Genomic DNA, 23,003 nt, shown 5'->3' with positions numbered 1-23,003 from the left:
ACAGCCCGCACCGTCGGCGTCGTCATCCGGGTCGGACGATCTCAGTGCTCGGCGGGCGCGCTACGGGACCCCTTCAGCGTAGTGGCCGCGATGACCGCCGCGATGGCGACAAGCACCGCACCGATGACCGCCGTCGTTCCCACTCCCGCGTCGAAAGCGTGTGCCGCGGCCGCGCGCAGAGCATCGGCTGTCGCGGCATCGAGCGAGCCGGCAACGGACATCGCTCCCGCGAGCGTCTCCCGCGCAGCATCCGCGGCAGCGCCCTCGACACCCGTCGGCAACACGATGCCGGTGCGGTACGCGGCAGTGAGGATGCCGCCGAGCACCGCCGTGCCGAGCACCGCCCCGAGCTCGTACGCCGTCTCCGACACCGCGCTCGCGGCCCCGGCTTTGGCAGGCGGGGCGCTGGCCAGGATCAGCTCGTTCGACACGGTTTCGGCCGCTCCGATTCCGACGCCGAGCAGCACGAAGGCCGCGATGAGCAGAGGCAGGGCGCCGTCGCCAACGGCCCCGGGAACGATCAAGTACGCGACGACCGAGAAACTCAACGCGACCGGCACCACGACCCGCGCAGACACCCGCCGGGCGACGGGAACGACGAGCAGACCGGCCACGATCATTCCCAGCATGCCCGGCACCAGTGCGAATCCGGCTTCCATGGGCGTGAGACCCACGATCAGCTGCAGGTGCTGGGCGACGAAGTAGAGGAAGCCGACGAGGGAGACCACGCTCAGCAGGTTCACCAGCAGCGCGCCACTGAAACTGCCGCGAGAGAACAGCCGCATGTCGAGCATGGGGCGCTCCGCCGCGAGTTGACGACGGACGAACGCGATGCCGAAGCCGACCCCCGCCACCGTCAGCACGACCGGAAGCACCCCGAATCCGTGGACGGCGACCTCCTTGATGGCGTAGACGATCGGCACCATCGTCAGCATCGACAAGGCGATGCTCGCCGGGTCGATGCGACCGGGGTGCGGATCGCGGCTCTCGGGCACGAGAACGGGGGCGAGCACGAGCAGCGGGATGAGCACCGGCACCGACATCAGGAAGACCGAACCCCAGGCGAAGTGCTCGAGCAGGATGCCGCCCACGATCGGCCCGAGTGCCGCACCGGCCGAGAACATCGAGGCCCAGACGGCGATGGCCAGGCGGCGCTGATCGCGGTCGGTGAAGATGCTGCGCAGCAGCGAGAGGGTCGAGGGCATGAGCATGGCACCGAACACGCCCATCCCCGCGCGGGCGGCGATGAGCCAGGCGGCGCTGGGGGCGAAGGCGGCCAGCACCGACACGGCCGCAAACCCGGTCGCGCCGATCAGCAGCATCCGGCGGCGGCCGAAGCGGTCACCGAGGGTGCCCATCGTCACGAGCAGGCCGGCGAGCACCAGGGGGTAGGCGTCGATGATCCAGAGCTGCTGGGCGCTGGAGGGGTTCAGGCTGAGCGCGATGTCGGGCAGCGCAAAACTCAGCACCGTGTTGTCTACCGACACCAGCAGCACCGGCAGCATCAGGGCGATGAGTGCGAGCCAGCCGCGCCAGCCGACGCGCGTGCCGTTCGCCTCGGCGAGATTGATTTCTTCCGTCAGAGTCATTTTTAGTACACCGTCCAGCCGGTATAGTAACAGGCATGGCTGAGACGCGCTGGATAGCATCGAGATCATGAGTCGCCCTCCCCTGGCCCGCGAGAAGGTGCTCGACGCGTTCGAGGCGATCCTCGTCGACGAGGGCGAGCGTGCGGCGACGATGGATGCCACGGCGCGCGCCGCCGGAGTCTCCAAGGGCGGCCTGCTGTACCACTTCGCCTCCAAGGAGATCTTGGAGGCGGGCCTCATCGAGCGTCTGCAAACGCTGGTCGACGCGGACGTCGTGGCGATGTCGAGTGCCGCCGACGGGCCGATCTCCTACTACCTGCGCTCGTCCGTGATGGAAAATGAGCCGATCGATCGTGTCATCCTCGCGACCTCGCGTCTCGCCCAGGGCGGCAATGTCCATGCATCCGAGGCTCTGCGTGAGGTACGCGTCAAGTGGGCCGACGCTCTGCGCCCCTACGCGCCCGACGGTGCCGCGCTCGACCTGGTCATGCTGGTCGGCGACGGCCTGTACTTCAACAACGCACTGTCGGGCGGTTCGATCCCCGGTCCCGTGCCCCGCGGAGCCGCGCTCGACGCGCTGGTCGACCTGGTCGAGCGCGCCGTCCGCTGACCGCCGAGGGCGTTTCGAATCGTCGCTGCGGTCCCCGCTCAACGACCGGAAGCGGTCCCCCGAGCCGCGTGTCAGGCCTCGGTGACCTCGAGCTGGCGGAACAGGTCGGCGCCGATCGCGTCACGTGTGTCGTCGAGGATGTCGTCGGCCACCGGCTGGTCGACGGTCAGCACCGACAGCGCCCGGCCCGATGCGTCGGGTTGTGCGACGAAGAGGCCCGCGATGTTGATGCCGGCGTCGCCGAGCTTCTTGCCGTAGATCGCGACGATGCCCGGACGATCGGCGTAGCGCATGACGAGGTGGTGCTGCTCGATGGGCACCTCGATCTCGTAGCCGTTGATGGCGACGATCTTCGGCACCATCCGCGTTCCGGCGAGCGTTCCGGCGACGGTCAGCACCGATCCGTCCGACAGGGTGCCGCGCAGGATCGTGATGTTGCGGTACAGCGGGCTGTCAGCCTCCACGATCAGGCGCGTTTCGATGCCGCGCTGCTCCGCGAACAACGGCGCGTTGACGTAAGAGACGTTCTCGCTGACGATCTTGGTGAAGATGCCCTTGAGCGCCGCGAGGCGGTACACGCTGACGTCGTAGGCGGCCAGCTCCCCGCGCACCTCGATGTCGAGACTCGTGAGGGCGCTCGTCGCGAGGCCGGAGAACACCTGGCCGAGCTTCTCGACGAGAGCGATGCCGGGACGCACGAACGGGTCGATGACACCGCCGGCGACGTTGACCGCATCGGGAACGAGGTCACCCTCGAGAGCGAGCTTGACCGAACGCGCCACCGAGATGCCCGCCTTCTCCTGCGCCTCGTCGGTCGATGCGCCGAGGTGAGGGGTCACGACGACGTTCGGCAGCGACAGCAGCGGGAAGGCGGTGCCCTCGGGCTTGGGCGGCTCGCTCGTGAAGACGTCGAGACCGGCCCCGGCGATCTCCCCGGTGGTCAGTGCCGTGTGAAGCGCCGCTTCGTCGATGAGGCCGCCGCGCGCGACATTGACCACATAGGCGGTCGGCTTCATGCGGGCGAACTGCTCGGCGCCGATCATGCCGGTCGTCTCGGGCGTCTTGGGCATGTGGATCGTGATGAAGTCGCTCTGCACGAGCAGGTCGTCCAGGCTCAGCAGGGTGACGCCCAACTGCTGAGCGCGGGCGGGCGTGACGTACGGGTCGTACGCGACGACGGTGACACCGAAGGCCTGCAGGCGGGCGGCGATGAGCGCGCCGATGCGGCCGAGACCGATGATGCCCACCGTCTTCTCGAAGAGTTCGGTTCCGGTGAAAGAGCTGCGCTTCCAGGCGCCGGCGGCCAGCGAGGCGTGCGCGGCCGGGATGTGACGAGCGAGGCTGAGGATGTGACCGACCGTCAGCTCCGCCGCCGAGATGATGTTCGACGTGGGCGCGTTCACGACCATCACGCCGGCGGCGGTAGCCGCCTTGATGTCGACGTTGTCGAGTCCGACTCCGGCGCGCGCCACGACCTTCAGCACGGGTGCTGCGGCGATGGCCTCGGCATCCACCTTGGTGGCCGATCGGATGAGGATGGCGTGCGCATCGGCGATCGCGGGCAGGAGAGCGGCGCGATCGGCGCCGTCGACGTAGCGGACTTCGAAGTCCGGCCCGAGGGCGTCGATCGTTGCGGGGGAGAGTTCTTCGGCGATGAGGACGACAGGCTTGGACACAGCGGCAGGACCTTTGCGAAGGAGCGGGATCGGGTGGAAGGATGCCAGCCTACCGGTCACACTCCCCCGCTCTGGACCGTGTGACGGCCGGAGAAATCCCGCTCGTCAGCTCAAGAGCGCGACACCTGACGGTCCCACGGCATACGTCAGGATGTTGAGCCAGAACAGCGCCGAGACGCACAATCCGGTCAGCAGCACCAGGGCGAACTGCCACCAGGTCCGTCGCCATCCGGCGGCGAAAGCGACACCGAAAGCGATGAGCGGGAACACCACCGCCAGCAGGAGCACGAACCACCCGTAACCGTTGAGCTGCTGGGCACCGCCGGCCGCCTGCGCAAGGAAGCCGACCGCGTTCCACACGAAGTAGGCGTAGAACAACCCGAAGATCACCGAGATCGTGACGATCAGCCACGTCGGTAGCGCGCGGGTCTTCCTCACGCCGCTCGTCGATTCGGTCATCGTCCCACCGCCCCGATGAGGATGAAGGGCCACGGCACGAGCAACGCCAGCCCGCCGATCAAGAGCAACACCCGGATCCATGCTCTCGACGTCCGAGTGAGCACGAACACCGTCAAGAACCATACGGCGGGCGCGGCGACAGCGAGCCAGAAGGCGACCGTGTAGCCGACCGGGCTGACCAGGAACTCCGCGGTGCCCTGCAGTCGCAGCCCACCGATGACCCAGCCGATCGTGAACAGCAGGTAGGCGCCGGCCAGGATGCCGAGAGTGACCAGCACCGTGTTCGACATCTGCACCGGTTCCTCAGGAAGGGCGACCGTGCCGTCGGCGTCGATATGCCCGACCTCAGCGCTGCCCTTGCCGACGGCCGTGTAGCCATCGGGAAGAGCAGGAGGTGCCGCGGGCGCGTCGACGGAGACATCCTCGTCACCCGGCCGCACGGCAGTGTTGCGGGGCCGTCCGACGTCGAGCGTCGGGTCGTCGTCGCCGCCCCAACTGAGGGCGTCGTCATCGCGTGGGGTGCTCACTCCGCCAGCGTACTGCCGACCGCGGCCGCGGCCGCCGCGACCTGCGCGGCGTCGGTCACGTCGTACCCGCTTGCACCTCCGCCCGGGCCCGCGGGGGCATCGAGGCCTGCGACGGCCCGTGCCGACAGATGCACCGCGTCGACGCCCGTCGCCACGATCGCCGAGATGTCCTCCACGCGGATGCCGCCGCCCGCCATGATCTGCACACCGAGCCGGGCGTCGACCAGTTGACGGAGCACGGGCAGGCCGTCGATGGAGCGTCGGGCAGCGCCGGAGGTGAGCACGCGGTCGACGCCGAGCCCGGCGAGCTCGGTGACGATCGCGAGAGGGTCTGCCGCGGCATCCACGGCCCGGTGGAAGACGACCGTGAGCCCGCCGGCTGCCTCGCGCCACCGACGCACCGCCTCGACGTCGACACGGCGATCGGCGGTCAGCGCGCCGATGACGACCCCGCCGGCTCCCGCCCGTGCCGCCGCGGCGATATCGGCCGCGACGAGGGCGACCTCGTCGGCGTCGTAGACGAATCCGCCGCCGCGCGGTCGCACGAGAACGTTGACCCGGTCGCCGCCGACGGCGTCGACGACGGCTTCGATCAGTCCGACCGACGGCGTGAGTCCTCCCACCCCGAGCGCCTGACACAGCTCCAGCCGGTCGGCGCCCGCCGCGATCGCGGCGCGGGCTCCGGCGGCATCCTGGACGGCGATTTCGAGGGACACGCTCATCCCGTCACGCTAGCAAAAGCCGAAGGCCCGGCCCCCTTGTGAGGAGGCCGGGCCCGTATGGCTTTCGCAAGCCGGCTCGGCGGGTCTGCCGAGAGTCTGTGGGTCAGCGTGCCGCGGAGCCCTCGACGTAGTCGGCGTCCTGCTGCTTCCACGCGAACAGAGCGCGCAGTTCCTTGCCGACGGCTTCGATCGGGTGAGCGGCCGCCTTCTCGCGCAGCGCGAGGAACTCGGGTGCACCAGCATCCTGGTCGCCGATGAAGCGCTCCGCGAAGGCACCCGACTGGATGTCGGCGAGAACGCTCTGCATGTTCTCCTTGACGTGCGGGTCGATGACGCGGGGGCCCGAGACGTAGTCGCCGTACTCGGCGGTGTCGGAGACCGACCAGCGCTGCTTGGCGATGCCGCCCTCCCACATGAGGTCGACGATGAGCTTCAGCTCGTGGAGCACCTCGAAGTAGGCGATCTGGGGCTGGTAACCGGCCTCGGTCAGGGTCTCGAATCCGTACTGGACGAGCTGCGACACACCGCCGCAGAGCACGGCCTGCTCACCGAACAGGTCGGTCTCGGTCTCTTCGGTGAAGGTGGTCTTGATGACGCCCGCACGGGTACCACCGATCGCCTTCGCGTACGCCAGCGCGGTGTCCCACGCGTGACCCGACGCGTCGCGCTCGACGGCGATGATGTCGGGGATGCCGCGACCGGCGACGAACTCACGACGAACGGTGTGGCCCGGAGCCTTCGGAGCGACCAGGATGACGTCGACCCCTTCGGGTGCGTCGATGTAGCCGAAGCGGATGTTGAAGCCGTGTGCGAACGCGAGCGTCTTGCCGGCGCTGAGGTTCGGCTTGATGCTGTCGTTGTAGATGCCGCGCTGGTGCTGGTCGGGCGCGAGGATCATGATCAGATCGGCCCACGCGGTGGCGTCGGCGACGTTCTTGACCTCGAAGCCGTCCTCCTGCGCCTTCGCGATGGACTTCGAGCCGTCCTTGAGCGCGATGACGACCTCGATGCCCGAGTCACGGAGGTTCTGCGCGTGCGCGTGACCCTGCGAGCCGTAGCCGACGATTGCGACCTTCTTGTCCTGAATGACGGACAGGTCGGCGTCGGAGTCGTAGAAGATCTCAGCCATGGTGTGTGTTTCTCCTTGCTAGTGGTTCGAAGGTCAGCCGCGCAGGACGCGCTCGGTGATGGATTTGCCGCCTCGGCCGATGGCCAGAAGCCCCGACTGGGCGAGCTCCTTGATCCCGAAGGGCTCGAGGGCGCGGAGGATCGCCTCGATCTTGCCGCGATCGCCGGTGACTTCCACGACGAGCGCATCGGTGGCGTAGTCGACGACCGAGGCGCGGAAGAGGTTCACGACTTCGATCACGTTCGATCGGGTCTGATTGTCGGCGCGAACCTTGATCAGCATGTGCTCGCGCTGCACGGATGCCGCGGGCTCCAGCTCCACGATCTTGATGACGTTGATCAGCTTGTTGAGCTGCTTGGTCACCTGCTCCAGGGGCAGCTCCTCGACATCGACGACGACCGTGATGCGCGACAGTCCCGGAACCTCGGTGACGCCCACGGCGAGCGACTCGATGTTGAAGCCGCGGCGGGCGAAAAGCCCGGCGACCCGGGTGAGCAGGCCCGGCTTGTTCTCGACCAGCAGGCTCAGCACATGACGGCTCATCTCAGTCCTCCCCGTCGAAGGTGGGCGCATGCTGTCGTGCGTACTGCACGAAGCTGTTGCTCACGCCCTGCGGCACCATCGGCCACACCATCGCGTCGGCCGACACGACGAAGTCGATGACGACCGGACGATCGTTCGTCTCGAGGGCCAGCGTGATGGCGGCATCCACCTCTTCCGCCTTCTCGACGCGGATGCCGAGGCAGCCATACGCTTCGGCGAGCTTCACGAAATCGGGAACCCGCACCGTGCCGTGACCGGTGTTCAGGTCGGTGTGGGAGTGCCGTCCGGAGAAGAAGAGCGTCTGCCACTGGCGCACCATGCCGAGGCTCGAGTTGTTGATGATCGCGACTTTGATCGGGATGTCGTTCAGGACGCACGTGGCGAGTTCCTGGTTCGTCATCTGGAAGCAGCCGTCGCCGTCGATGGCCCACACGACGCGGTCGGGCTCGGCGACCTTCGCGCCCATGGCGGCAGGCACCGAGTAGCCCATCGTGCCGGCGCCACCGGAGTTCAGCCACGCGTTGGGACGCTCGTATTGGATGAACTGAGCAGCCCACATCTGGTGCTGACCCACGCCCGCGGCGTAGACGGCCTCGGGTCCGGTGAGCTCGCCGATGCGCTTGATCACGTACTGCGGCGCGAGAAGTCCGTCCTCGGGCTCGGAGTACCCCAGGGGGAACTCGGCGCGCAGCCCGTCGAGGTACGACCACCACTCGGCGATATCCGGGGCGTGGTCGGCGCGGGCGCTCTGGAAGGCCGCATCCAGGTCGACGAGCACCTCCTTGAGGTCGCCCACGATCGGAACGTCGGCGGTCCGAATCTTCGAGATCTCCGCGGGGTCGATGTCGACGTGCACGACCTGCGCGTTCGGAGCGAACTCGTCGGCCTTGCCGGTGACCCGGTCGTCGAATCGCGCACCGAGGGCCACGATGAGGTCGGACTCCTGCAACGCGAGCACCGCGGGAACGGTGCCGTGCATACCGGGCATGCCGAGATTCTGCGCGTGCGAATCGGGGAAGGCCCCGCGCGCCATCAGCGTCGTCACGACGGGCGCACCGGTCGCCTCTGCGAACACGCGCAGCTCGGCCGCCGCACGCGCGCGCACCACGCCGCCGCCTACGTAGAGCACGGGCTTCTTGGCCTGCGCGATCAACTGCGCCGCCGCCTGGATCTGCTTGCCGTGCGCCTTCGTCACCGGCCGGTATCCGGGCAGGTCGATCTTCGGCGGCCACACGAAGGGAGCGGATGCCTGCTGCGCATCCTTTGTGATGTCGACGAGCACGGGTCCGGGACGGCCGGTCGAGGCGACCTCGAACGCGGCGGCGATCGCGCCGGGGATCTCCTCGGCGCTCTTGACGAGGAACGAGTGCTTGGTGATCGGCATCGTGATGCCGACGATGTCGGCCTCCTGGAACGCGTCGGTTCCCATGAGGTGGCTGAACACCTGGCCGGTGATGCAGACGATCGGCACCGAGTCCATATAGGCGTCGGCGATGGCCGTCACCAGGTTCGTCGCTCCGGGGCCCGAGGTCGCGATCGCGACGCCGGTACGACCGGATGCCGCGGCGTACCCCTCCGCGGCGTGACCCGCGCCCTGCTCGTGACGCACGAGGATATGGCGCACCGCGTCGTCGTCCATGAGCGGGTCGTAGACCGGCATGATCGCGCCACCCGGAAGACCGAACACGTCGGTCACCCCGAGCATGTCGAGGGAGCGGACGACGGCTTGGGCGCCCGTCATCATGGGAGCGGTGGAAGTTCCTCGGGCGGGTGGTCGCGGCACGGCCGCGGTGTCGAGAGACATGGTGATACCTCGGGTGTTCGGATGCGTGTGAGGGCGGCTTCCCGCCGTCGGAGTCGGGGGCCTCAGCCTGTCGTCGCGCCCTCCGCTGCGGAGCGCACGAGTTTCGAGTACTTGGCCAGAACGCCACGGGTGTAGCGAGGGGGAAGCGGCTCCCAGCCGTCACGGCGGGAGTTCAGCTCTGCGTCGTCGACGAGTAGGTCGAGAGTGCGAGCCGCGATATCGACCCGTATCAGATCACCATCGCGCACGAAGGCGATGGGACCTGCGTCCACCGCTTCGGGTGCTATGTGGCCGATGCACAGGCCGGTTGTGCCGCCTGAGAATCTGCCGTCTGTCAAGAGTAGTACATCTTTTCCGAGCCCGGCGCCCTTGATGGCCGCGGTGATGGCGAGCATCTCGCGCATGCCCGGGCCGCCCTTCGGACCCTCGTAGCGGATGACGATCACGCTGCCCGCAGCGATCTCCCCCGCCTCCAGCGCGTCCATCGCGGCGCGCTCGCGCTCGAACACGCGTGCAGGCCCCTCGAACACCGAGGCATCGAAGCCGGCGGTCTTGACGACCGCGCCCTCCGGGGCGAGCGAGCCATGCAGGATCGTGATTCCGCCGGTGGCGTGGATGGGGTTGTCGAACGTGTGGATGACGGTGCCATCAACGGGGTCGGGGTCGAGGTCGGCGAGGTTCTCGGCGAGCGTCTTGCCCGTGACCGTGAGCGCATCGCCGTGCAGCAGGCCCTCATCGAGCATGGCCTTCATGATCACGGGGATGCCGCCGTGCCGGTCGACGTCGTTCATCACGTACGCGCCGAAGGGCTTCATGTCCGCGACGTGCGGCACCTTGTCGCCGATGCGGTTGAAGTCGTGCAGGCTGAGCTCGACCTCGGCTTCGCGCGCGATCGCCAGCAGGTGCAGCACCACGTTCGTCGAGCCGCCGAGGGCCATCGCGAGCGCGATGGCGTTCTCGAACGCCTCCTTCGTGAGGATGTCACGCGTCGTGATGCCCAGGCGCAGCAGGTTGACGACGGCTTCCCCCGAGCGGTGTGCGAAGTAGTCGCGCCGGCGGTCTGCCGACGGCGGGGCGGCCGAGCCGGGCAGGCTGAGTCCGAGCGCCTCGGCGACGGACGCCATGGTGTTGGCGGTGTACATGCCGCCGCAGGCGCCCTCGCCCGGCGCGATGGCGCACTCGATGCGCTTGAGGTCGGCTTCGCTCATCTTTCCGGCCAGGCAGGCACCGACGGCCTCGAACGAGTCGATGATCGTCACGTCCTTCTCGGTGCCGTCCGACAGCTTGACCCATCCCGGCGCGATCGAACCGGCGTAGAGGAAGACGCTCGACAGATCGAGACGCGCGGAGGCCATCAGCATGCCCGGGATCGACTTGTCGCAACCGGCGAGCAACACCGTGCCGTCGAGACGCTCGGCCATGACGACGGTCTCGACGGAATCGGCGATGACCTCACGGGAGACGAGCGAGAAGTGCATGCCCTCGTGGCCCATCGAGATGCCGTCCGAAACGGAGATCGTGCCGAACTGCAGCGGGTAGCCCCCGCCGGCGTGCACGCCCTCCTTCGCGCCCTGCGCAAGCCGGTCCAGGCTCAGGTTGCAGGGCGTGATCTCGTTCCAGCTCGAGGCGATGCCGATCTGGGGCTTGTCCCAATCCTCGTCGCCCATCCCGACGGCGCGCAGCATGCCGCGGGAGGTGGTTGCCTCGATACCGTCGGTGACGACACGACTGCGGGGCTTGATATCGATGGTGGGGTCGCTGCCAGGCATCCTCGCATTGTATTCCCGCGTGGTGACGCGCTCGCGCGCCACCCGCACCAGGAGCTCCGCGAGCTCGGCGATTCCGTCAACGCGCACCGTTGCGGCCGTCTTTCCCGGGCCCACTTTCACACCAAGGTCATCAGGACCGAGGCTCCGCAGCGCATCCTCGTCGGTGACGTCGTCCCCGGCGAACAGCACGGCGGTCGCTCCGGTCTGGACGCGTAGACGCTCGATCGCGCCGTCCTTGCCTTCGGAGCGGAACGCGTATTCGAGGATGTCGTGGCCGTCGCGGCGGCGCCAGTGCGGCGCCGCGACAGTCATCATCGTCGCGACATCGTCGTGCACCTGGCTCTTGCGCGCGTCGTCGTGGACGAGGCGCGTGTGGAGCGCAAACCCGAACTCCTTCGGTTCGATCCACGCACCCTCGATGGCTCCGGCGATGTCCTCCGCCTGAGAACGCAAGCGGTCGCGAAGAGCGACGTCGTCGGCATCCACGTCCGCTTCCTGGCCATCGCGCGGCGGCCACTGCTCGGCCCCGTGCGAAGCGGCGAGGAGGATCGGTGATGCGTCATCGTGCTCGGCGATCACCCGCAGGTCGCGCAGCGTGCGTCCCGACACGAGCGCCACGGTGGTGGCGGGCGCCGTGGCCAACGCGTCGACGGCGGCGCGCGCGGCGGGGCTCATGCGCGCCTGCATCGGTTCGTCGACGAGGGGCGCGAGCGTGCCGTCGAAATCGAGGGCGATCAGCAGCCGGTCGGTGCGCGCCAGCGCGGTGATCGGGTCGGGCGCGCTCATGCGTCGTCACCGCGAACGGCATGGAGGTCAGCGAGGAAGCGGCGCGACCAGTCGGCCACGTCGCGCTCGCGAACCCGACGACGGAGCGCACGCATGCGGCGCGCCTGCTCAGCGGGCTGCATGTCGATCGCGGTCATGATCGCGTCCTTCAGGCCATCGATGTCGTGCGGGTTGACCTTGACGGCCTGCGAGAGCTCGTCGGCCGCGCCGGTGAACTCGCTGAGCACGAGCACGCCACGGCTATCGACGCGGCTCGCGACATACTCTTTGGCGACGAGGTTCATGCCGTCGCGTAACGCCGTGACGAGCATGACGTCCGCCGCCAAATAGAGAGCCACCATCTCCTCCCGCGGATACGAATGATGGAGGTAGCGGATGGCGGTGTGTCCCACGGTGTCGTAGTCGCCGTTGATACGACCCACCGTCAACTCGATCTCGTCGCGCAGTTGCATGTACGCGGCCACGCGCTCGCGGCTGGGGCTGGCGACCTGCACGAGAGTCACGTCCTCGACCTCGAGGCGGTTCTCTTCCAAGAGCTCGCCGTAGGCCTTCAGACGGTGACCGATCCCTTTGGTGTAGTCGAGGCGGTCCACACCGAACAGCACGGTCTGCGGATCGCCCAAGCTCTCTCTGATCTCCTTCGCCCGCGCCTGCACCTCTGGGCGACGGGCGAGTTCGTCGTAGGCCTCGGTGTCGATAGAGATCGGGTAGGCCCTCGCTACCGCCGTCCGCACCGAGCCATCCTCTGCGGTGACCCGGATCGCGCCGGCCTTCGTCTCGAGCCCCAACTGACGTCGCACCGCGTTGGTGAAGTTGCCGGCATCCTGAACCCGCTGGAAGCCGATCACATCCGCTCCGAGAAGTCCGGCCAGCACTTGCTTGCGCCACGGCAGCTGAGCGTACAAGCCGTATGCCGGGAAGGGAATGTGGTGGAAGTACCCGATGACCACGTCAGGACGCAACTCGCGCAGCATCCGCGGAACGAGCTGCAGCTGATAGTCCTGCACCCAGACGAGGGCGCCGGGCGCCGCAACGGATGCCGCGGCCCGCGCGAACCGCTCGTTGACGCGGACGTAGGCCTCCCACCATTCCCGGTGGTAGGCGGGTGGCGAGATGACGTCGTGGTACAGCGGCCAGATCGTGTCGTTCGAGAAGCCCTCGTAGTACAGCTCGACGTCGTCGGCGCTCAGCGTGACGGGAACGAGCGCCATGCCATCGAACTCGAAGGGGTCGAGCTCGAGGCCCGCCGTTCCCGGCCAGCCCACCCAGGCGCCGCCGGTCTTCTGCAGCACCGGTTCGAGTGCCGACACGAGGCCTCCGGGCGAGCGCCGCCAGCCCCCTTCCGCGTTCTCGTCGTGATCGACGGGCAGACGGTTCGACACGACGATGACATCGGCCTCGGTTTTCGGGTCGCTCACGCGGCTCCTCTCGGCAGGTCTTCTTCCAGGCTAACGTGGTCGCATGCGCAAGTACCTGTTCGGGACCGGGATCATCTCCGCCGTGACCAGCGGTGTCGCATTGTTGCGAGGGCTCCGCGGCGACGTGCCCTTCACGTGGCGCCAAGCACTGGCGTGGTTGAGCTGGGGCATCACGCTGGCCTTGTCGATCGGCACCATCGTCGACACCTACCGCGCTTCGCGCGGACGACTCATCGCCACCGACTCGCCCCTCCGCGGCGATGAAGAGAAGCTGCTCGCCAAGCGCCTCAAGCGCTGAGACGAGTTCGGCAGCGGTCGGTCAGAGTCCGATCTGGTAGTGCACGAAGCCCGACTCTGTGGCGACGCGGTCGTAGAGCGCCCGGGCCGTGGTGTTGTCCCGCTGGGTGAGCCAGTACACCTTCGTCGCGCCCGCCTCGACCGCGTGCGCGCGGACATGCGCGATCAACGCCCCTCCGACCCCGCCGCCGCGCACGTCGGGCGAGACGAAGAGGTCCTCCAGGTAGCAGGAGGGACCGATCGCCCATGTCGCGGGGTGATAGAGCCAATGCACGATGCCGACGGCGCGGCCCTCGTCGTCGCGCGCCAGGGCGCCGTGCAACACGTCGGCGTCGACCAGGCGTCGATAGACGTCGTCGGTGACCTCGTCTGACACCGCGCTCTCGTAGAAGGTCAGATAGCCCTGCCAGAGGGGCGTCCAGTCATCTCGGTCGGCGGCGGTGAGGGCTGTGATGGTCACCATAGGCCGACACTAGCCGCACGCGGCGAGGCCGTCGTCCGCCATCCAAAGGACGAACGACGGCCTCTGGCCGAGGATCAGTGAGCGAGTACCGGCTCCCCCGCGGCTTCGACCGCGCCATCGACCCCCGTCCGGTTCGTCGACGGCCGTCCCTTTCGACGGAACGTCACCGCAGCGACGACAGCGCCGAGCGCGAACGCTCCCGCACCCCAGGCGTAGGCCGTGGCATAGCTGTGGATGGCGGCGTCCGCGAGCACCTGTGGCGTGGCCGGCGCGTGCGCCGTCACGAAGTCCGTCGCGGCGGTGGCTGCCAGGGTGTTCAGAAGTGCCGTGCCGATCGAGCCCCCGACCTGCTGAGAGGTGTTGACCATCGCGGACGCGACGCCGGCGAACTCTCGATCGACCCCGAGCGTCGCGGTCTGGATGGAGGGCGGCATGATCGAACCCATCCCCAGACCGAGCAGCATGAGCGGAGGCAGCACGCTGACCGCGTATCGGCTCGCGGCGTCGAGCTGCGTCAGCAGCACCATGCCCGACATCGCCAGCAGCATGCCGATCGGCACCATCACCTTGGGCCCGAACCGCGGCAGGAAGATGTTGGTCGACAGCTGCGCGCTCAGCACGAGCATGATGATCATCGGCAGGAAGGACAGCCCCGTCTGGATGGGCGAGTAGCCCAGCGTCGTCTCCAGGTAATAGGTGACGAAGAGGAAGATGCCGAACATGCCCGCGCCCGCGATCAGGATCGAGCTGTAGGCCGCCGCCCGGTTGCGGTCGAGGACGATTCGCAACGGCAGCAGCGGATGCGAGGCGCGACGCTGCCAGAGGACGAACGCAACGAGCAGCACGCCCGATGCCGCGAGCATCCCCCAGGTGAGAGGCGCACCCCAGCCGTCGGTCTCTGCGTGCGAGAAGCCGTAGACGAGCGCGAAGAGCGCGCCCGAGACCAGCAGCGTTCCAGGAACGTCGAGCTTGGGCCGGGGGCCGGTGCGAGCGACGGTGTGGACGAAGAAGATCGCACCGACGATCGCGACGACCGCGATGACGTCGTTGATGTAGAGGTTCCAGCGCCAGCTCAGGTCTTCGGTGAGGATGCCGCCGAGCAAGAGGCCGATGGCTCCGCCGGCACCCGCGATCGCACCGAAGACACCGAACGCGCGGCCGCGCTCCTTCGGGTCGGTGAAGGTCGTCGTCAGCACGGCCAGCGCGGTCGGGGCGAGGAGGGCGCCGAACGCGCCTTGCAGGGCACGGGCGAACACGAGCATGCCGAAGGAGCCCGCCATTCCGCCCAAGGCGGAGGCGAGCGCGAAGCCGATGAGCCCGATGATGAAGGCGCGCTTGCGTCCGATGAGGTCCGACAGGCGTCCGCCCAGCAGCAACAACGAACCGAACGCCAGGGAGTACGCCGTGATGATCCACTGGCGGTCTCCGTTGGAGAACTGCAGGTCGGCCTGCGCGGCCGGGAGGGCGATGTTCACGACGGTCGCGTCGAGCACGACCATGAGTTGAGCCAGGCCGACGACGGCGAGCGTCAGCCATCGCCGTGACGAGTGCGCCGAGGCGGCGGCAGCGGGTGAAGGTGAGGTCATGCGGGAGACTATATACGACACCAGCCAGTTCCGAAACCAACTGGTTCCTGAACGTGCGAGTTCCTGAACTATACTGTTCCCATGGCAGACACAACCCTCAGCGCGGAGGACGTCGACTCCACCCCCAAGCTCGGCCGCAAGCGCGACCATTCCCGCGATCCGGAGATCCTCTCGGCGACGCTCGATGTGCTCGCGGAGAAGGGCTACGAGGGGATGACGGTCGACATGGTCGCCACCCGCGCGCGGGCGGGCAAAGCGACCGTGTATCGACGCTGGCCGTCGAAGGCCGAGTTGGTCATCGACGCGGTCGCCTGCATGAAGAGCAGCCACCCGACAGACCTGCCCGACACCGGATCCCTTCGTGGCGATCTGGTCGCGAACATCAAGACGCCGGCCGTGAAGGACGGCGAGCGGAAGCTCCGCATCATGGCCGGCATGGTCTCCCTGATGTCGGCCTCTCCCGAGTTCGCTGATGCGGCGCGCGCCGTGATCGTCGAGCCGCGTGCCGCTGCCATCCGCACTCTCATCCAGCGGGCGATCGAGCGGGGCGAGGTATCTACCGATGTCGACGTCCACCTGCTCGCGCAGGTCATCCCTTCGATGACGGCCTACAAGTCGCTCATGCTCGGTCACACCGTCGACCGCGACTACGTCATCACCCTGGTGGACGACGTTCTTCTTCCGGCCCTGGGGATCGGTTCTCACTGACCCGCAGCGGCGAGAATGCCGCTATCGCCGCGGCAACGGCGAAGATGACCGCGATGCCGACCAGCGCGGGGCGCTCCCCCACCAGTCCAGCGGCGCCGCCGGCGACAAGCGCCCCGCACGCCGCGAGTGTGCGGTTGCCGGCGCGGCGCGTCGCGTTCGTCCTCCCCAGCAATCGGTCGGGGGTGAGCGTCTGCCACAGCATCTGCTCGGGCGAGTTCTCCGTCCCCATCGCGAGCCCCTGCAGCATGAGCGCCACGAACAGAGCGACGGTGCCGCCGGGCGCCGCCGGGGCGACCGCAACGAGGAGCCACGCCACCGGGTACATCGCACGGGCGCCGATGATGGCGCGCCCCGCGCCCACTCGCGTCGTGATCACGGCCGCACAGGAGGCGCCGATCAAGCTCGCCACGCCGAAGACCGTCAGCAGAAGCCCGAAGGTGAATGGGGAGAATCCCAGCTCCCTCAGCGCGAGAAGAGACAACACCGTCATCGCCGCGCCGTTCGCGATGAACCAGACGTGTGTCGAGAGGGTCAGCGGACCCAGCGTGGGGTGCCGGTAGGTCCATGCCAAGCCCTCGCGGATCTCGGCGCCCACTCCGCGGGGTCGCTCGCCCTGACGCTCCTCATCGACGCGCAGGGTCGCGTTGAGTGCGGCATCGACGAGGTAGCTCACCGCGTCGACGATGAGTGCGATCGGTGCGCCGAGGAGCCCGACGAGGCCGCCGCCGATCGACGGGCCCATGGTCTGTGCCGCGGCATCCGTTTGATCGAGACGCACGTTGGCACGCAAGAGGTCGCCCCTCGCCACGAGGCGCGGAAGCAGCGACTGCGCGGCGGCGAAGCCGAAGACCGAGAACGATCCGAACAGCAGCAGTGCGGCCACCAGCATCCAGACCTCGAGGATGCCGCAGAGCCACAGCACCGGGATCGCGCCGAGTGACAACGCGCGCCCGACGCTGGCCCACACCAGGATCGGGCGGCGCCGCCAGCGGTCGGTGTACACACCGGCGATCACTCCCAGCAGCGCATAGGGGATGAACTGCGCCGCGTTCACCATGCCGACCTCGAAAGCACTCGCGCCGAGAAGTTGAACGACCAACACGGGCATGGCGACCGTCGTCACCGCGGTTCCGAACGAGCTGATCGCCGCCGCAGCCCAATACCGCACGAAGACCGCGGGCGGCGGTGTCTCACGAGCTGCGTTCACTCGGCCAGCCTCCCCGTCCGGTCGAGCCTATCGAGTAGACGGGAAGGCACCCGAGGGTTCAGCTATCGGCTCCCCCGTGGTGGTGACAGAACGCGCGGGCGATCGCGGTGGCCGCCTGGTCGCGGAGAAAGGCGACGCCGGCGGCGTTCGGGTGCATCGCTCCCAGCAGCACGCCGTAGTTCGTTCCGTCGATCGGCTTGCTGTTGGCGAGGGTCGCGTGGTCGGTGAGGGTCAGCCCTGCGATCCACGCATCGGCCGCGGGCGCGCAGGCGCTGTGTGCGGCCGACGCATCCAGGGTAGGCACGTAGGTGAAGCCGTGAGCGCGAGTGGCGGAAGCGAGCGTGTCGTCCAGCGTGACCTCCTCGCGGTGGATGTATGCCGTGTCGGCGCTGGTGAAAGGGAACGTGTTGGTCGGAAAGGGCGGCTCGAAACCCGAATCACCGAAGATGCTGGAGAAGCAGCCGTGCGGTGCGTGGGAGGTGTCGGGCGCGATCGTCGGATACCCGACGACGAACACCTTGGCCTTCGGCGCGCGCTGAGAGATCACGTCGAACATGTGACTGAGGCGGGGCGCCAGGGTGTCACGAATGATCGCGCCCAGTTTGTCCTGCTCTACGCCATTTACGACGGGAGCGTAGTAGTCACGGCAGTGGGTGTAGCTGGCGCCGTTGATGTCGAAGAACAGCGGGCCATCGTCCGCGGAAGCGATGCAGTTCTGGATCACGTCCGTGAAGCCGAGATCGTTGCCGCCGATGGATATCGTCACGATATCGGTGTCGGGCCTCAGCGCATCGGCCTGCACGGGCGCGGTGCCCGCGCCGGTGTCGGTGGACTGAGGCGTGTCGGTGACATTGGCCGTCGAGGCGCCGGCGCAAGTGCGGTCGTCAAGGGTGAGCCCCAGCGTCGCAGCGACCTGGTGCGGGTAGTCGTGCTCGGCCTGGTAGCACCCCAACGCGGGCTTGTTGCCGAAGGGTTTCAGGCCGTAACCACTCGCGTAGGAATCACCCAGCGCGACATAGTGCAGCCCGTGCAGGCTCGAGACGGTCGTGGACGCGGATACGACGTCGGTCGTGGTCGTGGTCGTGGTCGCTGACGCCGGCGCCACCGCTCCGACCGTGCCGGCCGCGACGATCACGGCGAGGAGGGTCGCCGCGCGGCGGCGTCGGCGGTGAGACGTTCTGTGTAGTGATGTCACGTGGCGACGCTAACCAGTGGCACGGCCCGGCTGAAGCGATCTCACGGCTCTCTTATCGAAGTCATCAGTTCGCCAGACATTCGTCTATCGAATAGTCGCACGCCGTCAGCGGGTCAGGATGAGCGCTTCGCCCTGGCCCCCGCCGCCGCACAGCCCGACGGCCGCCGTGCCGGCGCCGCGGCGCACGAGCTCGTGCACCGCGTGCACGACCAGACGCGCGCCGGAGGCACCGATCGGATGCCCGAGCGCGATCCCGCCGCCGTGCACGTTGACGATGTCCTCCCCGACGCCCAATTCGCGCTGAGAGTGAGCGACCACGGCGCCGAACGCCTCATTGATCTCGACGAGGTCGAGATCGGATGCCGAGAGATGCTGCCGTTGCAGCGCCTGTTCGATGGCGCGCGCCGGCTGGGCGTGCAGCGAGTTGTCCGGACCGGCGACCTGGCCTGCGGCGCCGACGACAGCCAGCACGGGCCATCCGTTGACGTCGGCGTGCGCGCGGGTGGTCAGCACGACCGCCGCGGCCCCGTCGGAGATCTGTGACGCGTTGCCCGCGGTGATCGATCCGTCGGCGGCGAAGGCGGGACGCAGACCCGCGAGCGTTTCCTCGGTGGTGTCGGCGCGGATGCCCTCGTCGCTCGAGACGATCGCGGCGGGGCCACGGCGCGGCACCACCTCGACCGGCACGATCTCTGCCTCGAAGATGCCACCGTCGCGCGCGGCGGCGGCACGCCGATGGGAAAGCGCTGCGACGTGGTCCTGCTGCTCGCGCGTGACCTCGAAACGAGGATTGAGCCGTTCGGTCGACGCGCCCATGCTCTCTCGGTCATACGCATCGGTGAGTCCGTCGTAGGCCATGTGATCGAGCACCTCGACCGAGCCGTAGGTCCAGCCGTCACGCGATCCCATCAGCAGGTGCGGCGCGCGGGTCATCGATTCCATGCCACCCGCGACGACGACGGTCGCGTCTCCCGAGGCGATCATGCGCTTCGCGTCGATGATGGCCGTGAGTCCGGAGAGGCATACCTTGTTCACCGCGGATGCCGGGACGTCCCACCCGAGACCCCCGGCGAGAGCCGCCTGCCGAGCGGGGTTCTGGCCCGATCCGGCCGGCAGCACCTGCCCCATGATCACGGCGTCGACGGCATCCGCAGGGATCCGGCCTTTCGCGAGAGCCCCGGCGATGGCGAAACCGCCCAGCTGCGGAGCCGTGAACGAGGCGAGCTGTCCCTTCAGCCGGCCCTGCGGGGTGCGGGCAGCGGCCACGATCACGACGTCATCGGCGGTCATGCGATCTCCTTCAGTGTGTCGGCGATGATGAGGTTCGGTTCCGTCGCGGCGACGACCTCGTCGACGCTGACCCCCGGTGCGGTCTCGATGAGCACGAGCCCATCGGCGGTCACGTCGATGACCGCCAGATCGGTGATGATGCGGTCGACCACGCCGCGCCCGGTGAGCGGCAGCGAACACGTGTCGACGATCTTGGCCGAACCGTCGCGGGCAACGTGCTCCATCAGCACGATGACCCGCGCCGCGCCGTGCACGAGATCCATCGCGCCGCCCGGGCCCTTGACCATCTTCCCAGGGATCATCCAGTTGGCGAGGTCGCCGGTCGCCGACACCTGCATGGCGCCGAGAATGGCGGCATCGATCTTTCCACCGCGGATCATTCCGAAACTCAGCGCGGAGTCGAAGAATGCGGCGCCCGGCAGCACCGTCACCGTCTCCTTCCCGGCGTTGATGAGATCTGGATCGACGTTCGCCTCGGTCGGATAGGGCCCGACTCCGAGGATGCCGTTCTCGGACTGCAGCACCACGGTCACGCCCGCTGGGACGACGTTCGGCACCAGCGTCGGCAGACCGATGCCGAGGTTGACGTAAGAGCCGTCCGCAAGTTCGGCGGCCGCGCGGGCAGCCATCTCGGTGCGGGTGAGCGCCATGTCAGGCTCCGTCCGGGGTTCGGCGCGCGTCATCGTCGCCCGCAGTGACGGTGCGGCGTTCGATGCGCTTTTCGATGTCGAGGCCGACCTCGACGATGCGGTGCACGTAGATGCCGGGCAGGTGGATGCTGTCGGCGTCGAGTTCACCGGGGGCGACGAGTTCTTCGACCTGCGCGATACAGATGCGTCCCGCCATCGCGGCGAGCGGGTTGAAGTTGCGGGCCGCCTTGTGGAAGACGAGGTTGCCGTGGGTATCGCCTCTGGCGGCGTGAACGAGGGCGAAGTCGGTGACGATCGCCTCTTCGAGCACATACTCGCGCTCCTCGCCGGAGACCGCGAACGCCCGCACGTCCTTGCGCGGCGAAGCGACGGCAACGCCTCCCGCCCCGTCGTACCTCCGGGGCAGCCCACCCTCGGCCACCTGGGTGCCGACGCCGGTCTGCGTGTAGAAGGCCGCGATACCCGCCCCACCGGCGCGCAGCTTCTCCGCAAGAGTGCCCTGGGGAGTGAGCTCGAGTTCGAGTTCACCGGAGAGGAACTGCCTCTCGAACTCCTTGTTCTCGCCGACGTACGAGGATGTCATCTTGCGGATGCGCTTCGCGTTCAGCAGCACCCCGAGACCCCAGTCGTCGACGCCGCAGTTGTTCGACACGACAGAAAGGTCGCCGGTGCCCTGCGCAAGCAGCGCCTCGATCAGGGAGATGGGGTTGCCGGAAAGGCCGAAACCTCCGACGGCCAGCGTCGCACCGTCGGGGATGTCGGCGACGGCATCGGCGGCCGAGCGGTAGGTCTTGTCGATCACGAATCACTCCCTTGTCATCGCGCGTGCGCTTCCATCCTGCGTCGCTGGTGGCGGGCGCGCACGTCACTGTTTGCCATGTGGATGTCGCGTGGCGTACCGTCCACATCATGGACCCATCGCGGCGAACCGTACCCGGAGCCCAGTCGGTGGCGCGGGCGGCGGCGCTGTTGCGGCTGGTGACGACCGCGGGCGAGGATGGCTTCTCCGTCGCCGATCTCGCGCGCCGCGCCGATCTCACGCGACCCACGACCCACCGTCTGCTCAGTGCGCTCCGTCGCGAGGGCCTCGTCGACCAGGATGAGAACACCGGCGCCTGGATCCCCGGACCGGAGCTCTATCTCATGGGCACGGTCGCGGCATCCCGTTACGACATCACGGCCATCGCGCGCGACATCGTGCGGTCGTTGGCGGTGCGCACCGAAGAGAGCGCGTTCCTGTCGGTGCGTCGCGGCGACGAGACGGTGTGTCTCATTCGCGAGGACGGCGCGTTTCCGATCCGGTCGTTCGTGCTGTCGGAAGGCGTCCGCTTTCCGCTGGGTGTTGCATCGGCCGGGCTCGCGATTCTCGCGTTCCTCCCTTCCCACGATGTGGACGCGTATTTCGAGCGGCATCCCGAACTGGCTGAGAAGCATGGAGCAGCCCACGCCGAACCGCGGCTGCGCGCACGGCTGCGCGACACGCATGCACGCGGGTACGCGCTGAACCCCGGACTGATCGTCGAGGGCAGCTACGGGCTGGGCGCGGCGGTGTTCACCCGGTCGGGACATCCGCAGTGGGCGTTGAGCCTGACCGGTGTCGAGTTCCGCTTCTCCCCGGAGCGCGTCCCCGAACTCGGCCGTACCCTGCTCGCGCACGCACATCAACTGTCGACGCGCGTGGCCGCGGGCGCCCGTTGACCGCAGCCGCGAGCTACACCCCGAGCTGCTCCTCGACCAGCGCGGCGAGCCGGTCGGCACCGGCTGCGGACAGCACGACCGTGTAGTGGTTGAACTCGGGCCACGCGATGTGCGCGACCGACGGGCACGCCTGCAACTGTGCGGCGAGATGGGCGGGCGGATAGAGCCCGGGGGTCTCGTCCTGCAGACCGCGCGGCACCGTCACGAGCGTCGTCGGCACGCTGAGCACGTCGAGGGCGTCGCGCAGCGTGGAGCGCGTGTTCATATCGACAGTGTCTTCGACCGTCACCGCGTAGCTGGTAGCGGGCCGGTACACACCGTCGCCGTGCTCGTCGAGGTCGTAGGCGAGGTACCGCTCGAGCCTCGGCGACCAGTCCGCCGCGAATGCGGGGTGCCCGCGCCAGAAGGCGAGGTAGTCATCGACCGTGTCGAAGCTCATCGACAGGCGGGCCGCTGTGGGCCCGAGAATCGCGGCGACGAGCTCGTCCGGCGACAGCTCCGGGTGCGGCGGCAAGGGAAGGCCGCCGTCGACGAGCACGAGACGGCGCGCCAGCGACGGATGCCGGTGCGCGAACACGACGGCCACGAACGCGCCCATCGAGTGCGCGACGACGAGGTCGGGCGCGACGTGGAGATGCGCACAGGCGGCGGCGAGGTCATCGGCGTGGGCTGCCAGACCCGCGGGGCCGGTCAGCGTGTTGCTGCGACCGCGGCCGCGGAGGTCGGGCGCGACGATCCGCACGCCCGGCAATGCGTCGGCCAGCCACTGCCACGCCAGGTGTGACGACGTGACCCCGTGCACGGCGACGATCGTGGGCGCGCCCGACGCGGCATCCCACACGCCCACCTGCAACTCGCCGCCCGCGACAGGCACCGC

General features: G+C 68.4%; 22 protein-coding genes and 1 pseudogene. 4 read left to right on the top strand and 19 right to left on the bottom strand.

From position 1 onward, the window contains the following. Positions 1 to 41: 41 nt before the first annotated feature. Positions 42 to 1,589, bottom strand: a complete 1,548-nt coding sequence (locus ITJ43_RS00680; protein WP_194581195.1) for an MFS transporter — start codon at positions 1,587 to 1,589, stop codon at positions 42 to 44. 67 nt (positions 1,590 to 1,656) lie between these two features. Between ITJ43_RS00680 and ITJ43_RS00675 the strand changes: the two genes are divergently transcribed. Continuing rightward, entirely contained in the window at positions 1,657 to 2,199 is a 543-nt protein-coding gene (locus ITJ43_RS00675; protein ID WP_194581193.1) for a TetR/AcrR family transcriptional regulator, read from the top strand. Between the two features lie 71 nt (positions 2,200 to 2,270). Here the strand turns inward: ITJ43_RS00675 and serA are convergent, their stop codons facing one another. From serA to otsA, 10 genes and pseudogenes are all read right to left on the bottom strand, one after another. Beyond that, positions 2,271 to 3,875 (bottom strand): phosphoglycerate dehydrogenase, encoded by a 1,605-nt coding sequence (gene serA, locus ITJ43_RS00670; protein ID WP_194581191.1) that lies wholly within the window; start codon positions 3,873 to 3,875, stop codon positions 2,271 to 2,273. A gap of 105 nt (positions 3,876 to 3,980) precedes the next feature. After that, complete coding sequence (locus tag ITJ43_RS00665) at positions 3,981 to 4,313, bottom strand: bacitracin resistance protein (RefSeq protein WP_323741079.1); 333 nt, start codon at positions 4,311 to 4,313, stop codon at positions 3,981 to 3,983. A 17-nt stretch (positions 4,314 to 4,330) separates the two neighbouring features. Then, positions 4,331 to 4,861 carry a DNA polymerase III subunit gamma/tau gene (locus ITJ43_RS00660; protein ID WP_194581188.1) on the bottom strand — a complete coding sequence of 177 codons (531 nt, stop codon included), beginning with the start codon at positions 4,859 to 4,861 and terminating at the stop codon, positions 4,331 to 4,333. Next, positions 4,858 to 5,583: a copper homeostasis protein CutC gene (locus ITJ43_RS00655; protein WP_194581186.1), complete on the bottom strand. Its 726-nt coding sequence runs from the start codon at positions 5,581 to 5,583 to the stop codon at positions 4,858 to 4,860. Before ITJ43_RS00655 ends, ITJ43_RS00660 begins: the two co-directional genes overlap by 4 nt. A gap of 103 nt (positions 5,584 to 5,686) precedes the next feature. After that, positions 5,687 to 6,712 (bottom strand): ketol-acid reductoisomerase, encoded by a 1,026-nt coding sequence (gene ilvC / locus ITJ43_RS00650; protein WP_194581184.1) that lies wholly within the window; start codon positions 6,710 to 6,712, stop codon positions 5,687 to 5,689. A 33-nt stretch (positions 6,713 to 6,745) separates the two neighbouring features. Continuing rightward, positions 6,746 to 7,255 carry an acetolactate synthase small subunit gene (gene ilvN / locus ITJ43_RS00645; protein WP_005050112.1) on the bottom strand — a complete coding sequence of 170 codons (510 nt, stop codon included), beginning with the start codon at positions 7,253 to 7,255 and terminating at the stop codon, positions 6,746 to 6,748. A gap of 1 nt (position 7,256) precedes the next feature. After that, complete coding sequence (locus ITJ43_RS00640; protein WP_194581182.1) at positions 7,257 to 9,059, bottom strand: acetolactate synthase large subunit; 1,803 nt, start codon at positions 9,057 to 9,059, stop codon at positions 7,257 to 7,259. 62 nt (positions 9,060 to 9,121) lie between these two features. Next, positions 9,122 to 10,828: a dihydroxy-acid dehydratase gene (gene ilvD, locus ITJ43_RS00635; protein ID WP_228495329.1), complete on the bottom strand. Its 1,707-nt coding sequence runs from the start codon at positions 10,826 to 10,828 to the stop codon at positions 9,122 to 9,124. Between the two features lie 51 nt (positions 10,829 to 10,879). Further along, positions 10,880 to 11,614: pseudogene (gene otsB, locus ITJ43_RS14970) on the bottom strand (trehalose-phosphatase); the annotation flags it as partial. After that, positions 11,611 to 13,032: an alpha,alpha-trehalose-phosphate synthase (UDP-forming) gene (gene otsA / locus ITJ43_RS00630; RefSeq protein WP_194581178.1), complete on the bottom strand. Its 1,422-nt coding sequence runs from the start codon at positions 13,030 to 13,032 to the stop codon at positions 11,611 to 11,613. The gene otsA and the pseudogene otsB, both read right to left, overlap by 4 nt. Before the next feature lie 43 nt (positions 13,033 to 13,075). On the opposite strand from otsA, the gene ITJ43_RS00625 reads away from it, so the two are divergent. Next, positions 13,076 to 13,330, top strand: coding sequence for a hypothetical protein (locus tag ITJ43_RS00625; RefSeq protein WP_194581177.1), 255 nt, complete (start codon positions 13,076 to 13,078; stop codon positions 13,328 to 13,330). Between the two features lie 21 nt (positions 13,331 to 13,351). Here the strand turns inward: ITJ43_RS00625 and ITJ43_RS00620 are convergent, their stop codons facing one another. Next, a complete protein-coding gene (locus tag ITJ43_RS00620; protein ID WP_194581175.1) occupies positions 13,352 to 13,792 on the bottom strand; it encodes a GNAT family N-acetyltransferase in 441 nt (146 codons plus the stop codon). Between the two features lie 74 nt (positions 13,793 to 13,866). Beyond that, positions 13,867 to 15,378 (bottom strand): MFS transporter, encoded by a 1,512-nt coding sequence (locus tag ITJ43_RS00615; RefSeq protein ID WP_194581173.1) that lies wholly within the window; start codon positions 15,376 to 15,378, stop codon positions 13,867 to 13,869. 81 nt (positions 15,379 to 15,459) lie between these two features. Between ITJ43_RS00615 and ITJ43_RS00610 the strand changes: the two genes are divergently transcribed. Beyond that, entirely contained in the window at positions 15,460 to 16,086 is a 627-nt protein-coding gene (locus tag ITJ43_RS00610) for a TetR/AcrR family transcriptional regulator (RefSeq protein ID WP_194581171.1), read from the top strand. Here ITJ43_RS00610 and ITJ43_RS00605 read toward each other — a convergent pair. The 5 genes from ITJ43_RS00605 to ITJ43_RS00585 all read right to left on the bottom strand — a co-directional run bounded on the left by ITJ43_RS00605 (position 16,034) and on the right by ITJ43_RS00585 (position 21,230). Then, the gene (locus ITJ43_RS00605; protein ID WP_194581169.1) at positions 16,034 to 17,293 is read right to left on the bottom strand and encodes an MFS transporter; all 1,260 of its coding nucleotides are present in this window, start codon (positions 17,291 to 17,293) and stop codon (positions 16,034 to 16,036) included. The genes ITJ43_RS00610 and ITJ43_RS00605 overlap by 53 nt on opposite strands. Before the next feature lie 58 nt (positions 17,294 to 17,351). Continuing rightward, the gene (locus ITJ43_RS00600) at positions 17,352 to 18,488 is read right to left on the bottom strand and encodes an SGNH/GDSL hydrolase family protein (RefSeq protein ID WP_194581167.1); all 1,137 of its coding nucleotides are present in this window, start codon (positions 18,486 to 18,488) and stop codon (positions 17,352 to 17,354) included. Positions 18,489 to 18,593: 105 nt separating this feature from the next. Then, positions 18,594 to 19,778 (bottom strand): acetyl-CoA C-acetyltransferase, encoded by a 1,185-nt coding sequence (locus tag ITJ43_RS00595; RefSeq protein WP_194581165.1) that lies wholly within the window; start codon positions 19,776 to 19,778, stop codon positions 18,594 to 18,596. Further along, positions 19,775 to 20,428, bottom strand: coding sequence for a 3-oxoacid CoA-transferase subunit B (locus ITJ43_RS00590; protein WP_194581163.1), 654 nt, complete (start codon positions 20,426 to 20,428; stop codon positions 19,775 to 19,777). Before ITJ43_RS00590 ends, ITJ43_RS00595 begins: the two co-directional genes overlap by 4 nt. Position 20,429: 1 nt before the next feature. Beyond that, the gene (locus ITJ43_RS00585; protein WP_194581161.1) at positions 20,430 to 21,230 is read right to left on the bottom strand and encodes a CoA transferase subunit A; all 801 of its coding nucleotides are present in this window, start codon (positions 21,228 to 21,230) and stop codon (positions 20,430 to 20,432) included. A gap of 107 nt (positions 21,231 to 21,337) precedes the next feature. Here ITJ43_RS00585 and ITJ43_RS00580 point away from each other — a divergent pair, with 107 nt between their 5' ends. Then, positions 21,338 to 22,126, top strand: a complete 789-nt coding sequence (locus ITJ43_RS00580) for an IclR family transcriptional regulator (RefSeq protein ID WP_194581159.1) — start codon at positions 21,338 to 21,340, stop codon at positions 22,124 to 22,126. A gap of 13 nt (positions 22,127 to 22,139) precedes the next feature. On the opposite strand, the gene ITJ43_RS00575 is transcribed toward ITJ43_RS00580, so the two are convergent. Beyond that, positions 22,140 to 23,000 carry an alpha/beta hydrolase gene (locus tag ITJ43_RS00575; protein ID WP_323741078.1) on the bottom strand — a complete coding sequence of 287 codons (861 nt, stop codon included), beginning with the start codon at positions 22,998 to 23,000 and terminating at the stop codon, positions 22,140 to 22,142. Positions 23,001 to 23,003: the final 3 nt, after the last annotated feature.

Origin of the sequence: Microbacterium sp. VKM Ac-2870 (assembly GCF_015350795.1) — a bacterium.
In the GTDB taxonomy this organism is placed as follows: domain Bacteria; phylum Actinomycetota; class Actinomycetes; order Actinomycetales; family Microbacteriaceae; genus Microbacterium.
Note: the sequence above shows the minus strand (reverse complement) of the source record. Positions and strands in the feature narration are given on the sequence as shown.

Excerpts from the sequence above, each read along its gene's own strand:
- ITJ43_RS00680 (WP_194581195.1), bottom strand. The coding sequence starts at position 1,589 with ATGACTCTGACGGAAGAAATCAATCTCGCCGAGGCGAACGGCACGCGC.
- ITJ43_RS00675 (WP_194581193.1), top strand. The coding sequence starts at position 1,657 with ATGAGTCGCCCTCCCCTGGCCCGCGAGAAGGTGCTCGACGCGTTCGAG.
- ITJ43_RS00655 (WP_194581186.1), bottom strand. The coding sequence starts at position 5,583 with ATGAGCGTGTCCCTCGAAATCGCCGTCCAGGATGCCGCCGGAGCCCGC.
- ilvC (WP_194581184.1), bottom strand. The coding sequence starts at position 6,712 with ATGGCTGAGATCTTCTACGACTCCGACGCCGACCTGTCCGTCATTCAG.
- ilvN (WP_005050112.1), bottom strand. The coding sequence starts at position 7,255 with ATGAGCCGTCATGTGCTGAGCCTGCTGGTCGAGAACAAGCCGGGCCTG.
- ITJ43_RS00640 (WP_194581182.1), bottom strand. The coding sequence starts at position 9,059 with ATGTCTCTCGACACCGCGGCCGTGCCGCGACCACCCGCCCGAGGAACT.
- ilvD (WP_228495329.1), bottom strand. The coding sequence starts at position 10,828 with ATGCCTGGCAGCGACCCCACCATCGATATCAAGCCCCGCAGTCGTGTC.
- ITJ43_RS00625 (WP_194581177.1), top strand. The coding sequence starts at position 13,076 with ATGCGCAAGTACCTGTTCGGGACCGGGATCATCTCCGCCGTGACCAGC.
- ITJ43_RS00620 (WP_194581175.1), bottom strand. The coding sequence starts at position 13,792 with ATGGTGACCATCACAGCCCTCACCGCCGCCGACCGAGATGACTGGACG.
- ITJ43_RS00615 (WP_194581173.1), bottom strand. The coding sequence starts at position 15,378 with ATGACCTCACCTTCACCCGCTGCCGCCGCCTCGGCGCACTCGTCACGG.
- ITJ43_RS00610 (WP_194581171.1), top strand. The coding sequence starts at position 15,460 with ATGGCAGACACAACCCTCAGCGCGGAGGACGTCGACTCCACCCCCAAG.
- ITJ43_RS00595 (WP_194581165.1), bottom strand. The coding sequence starts at position 19,778 with ATGACCGCCGATGACGTCGTGATCGTGGCCGCTGCCCGCACCCCGCAG.
- ITJ43_RS00590 (WP_194581163.1), bottom strand. The coding sequence starts at position 20,428 with ATGGCGCTCACCCGCACCGAGATGGCTGCCCGCGCGGCCGCCGAACTT.
- ITJ43_RS00580 (WP_194581159.1), top strand. The coding sequence starts at position 21,338 with ATGGACCCATCGCGGCGAACCGTACCCGGAGCCCAGTCGGTGGCGCGG.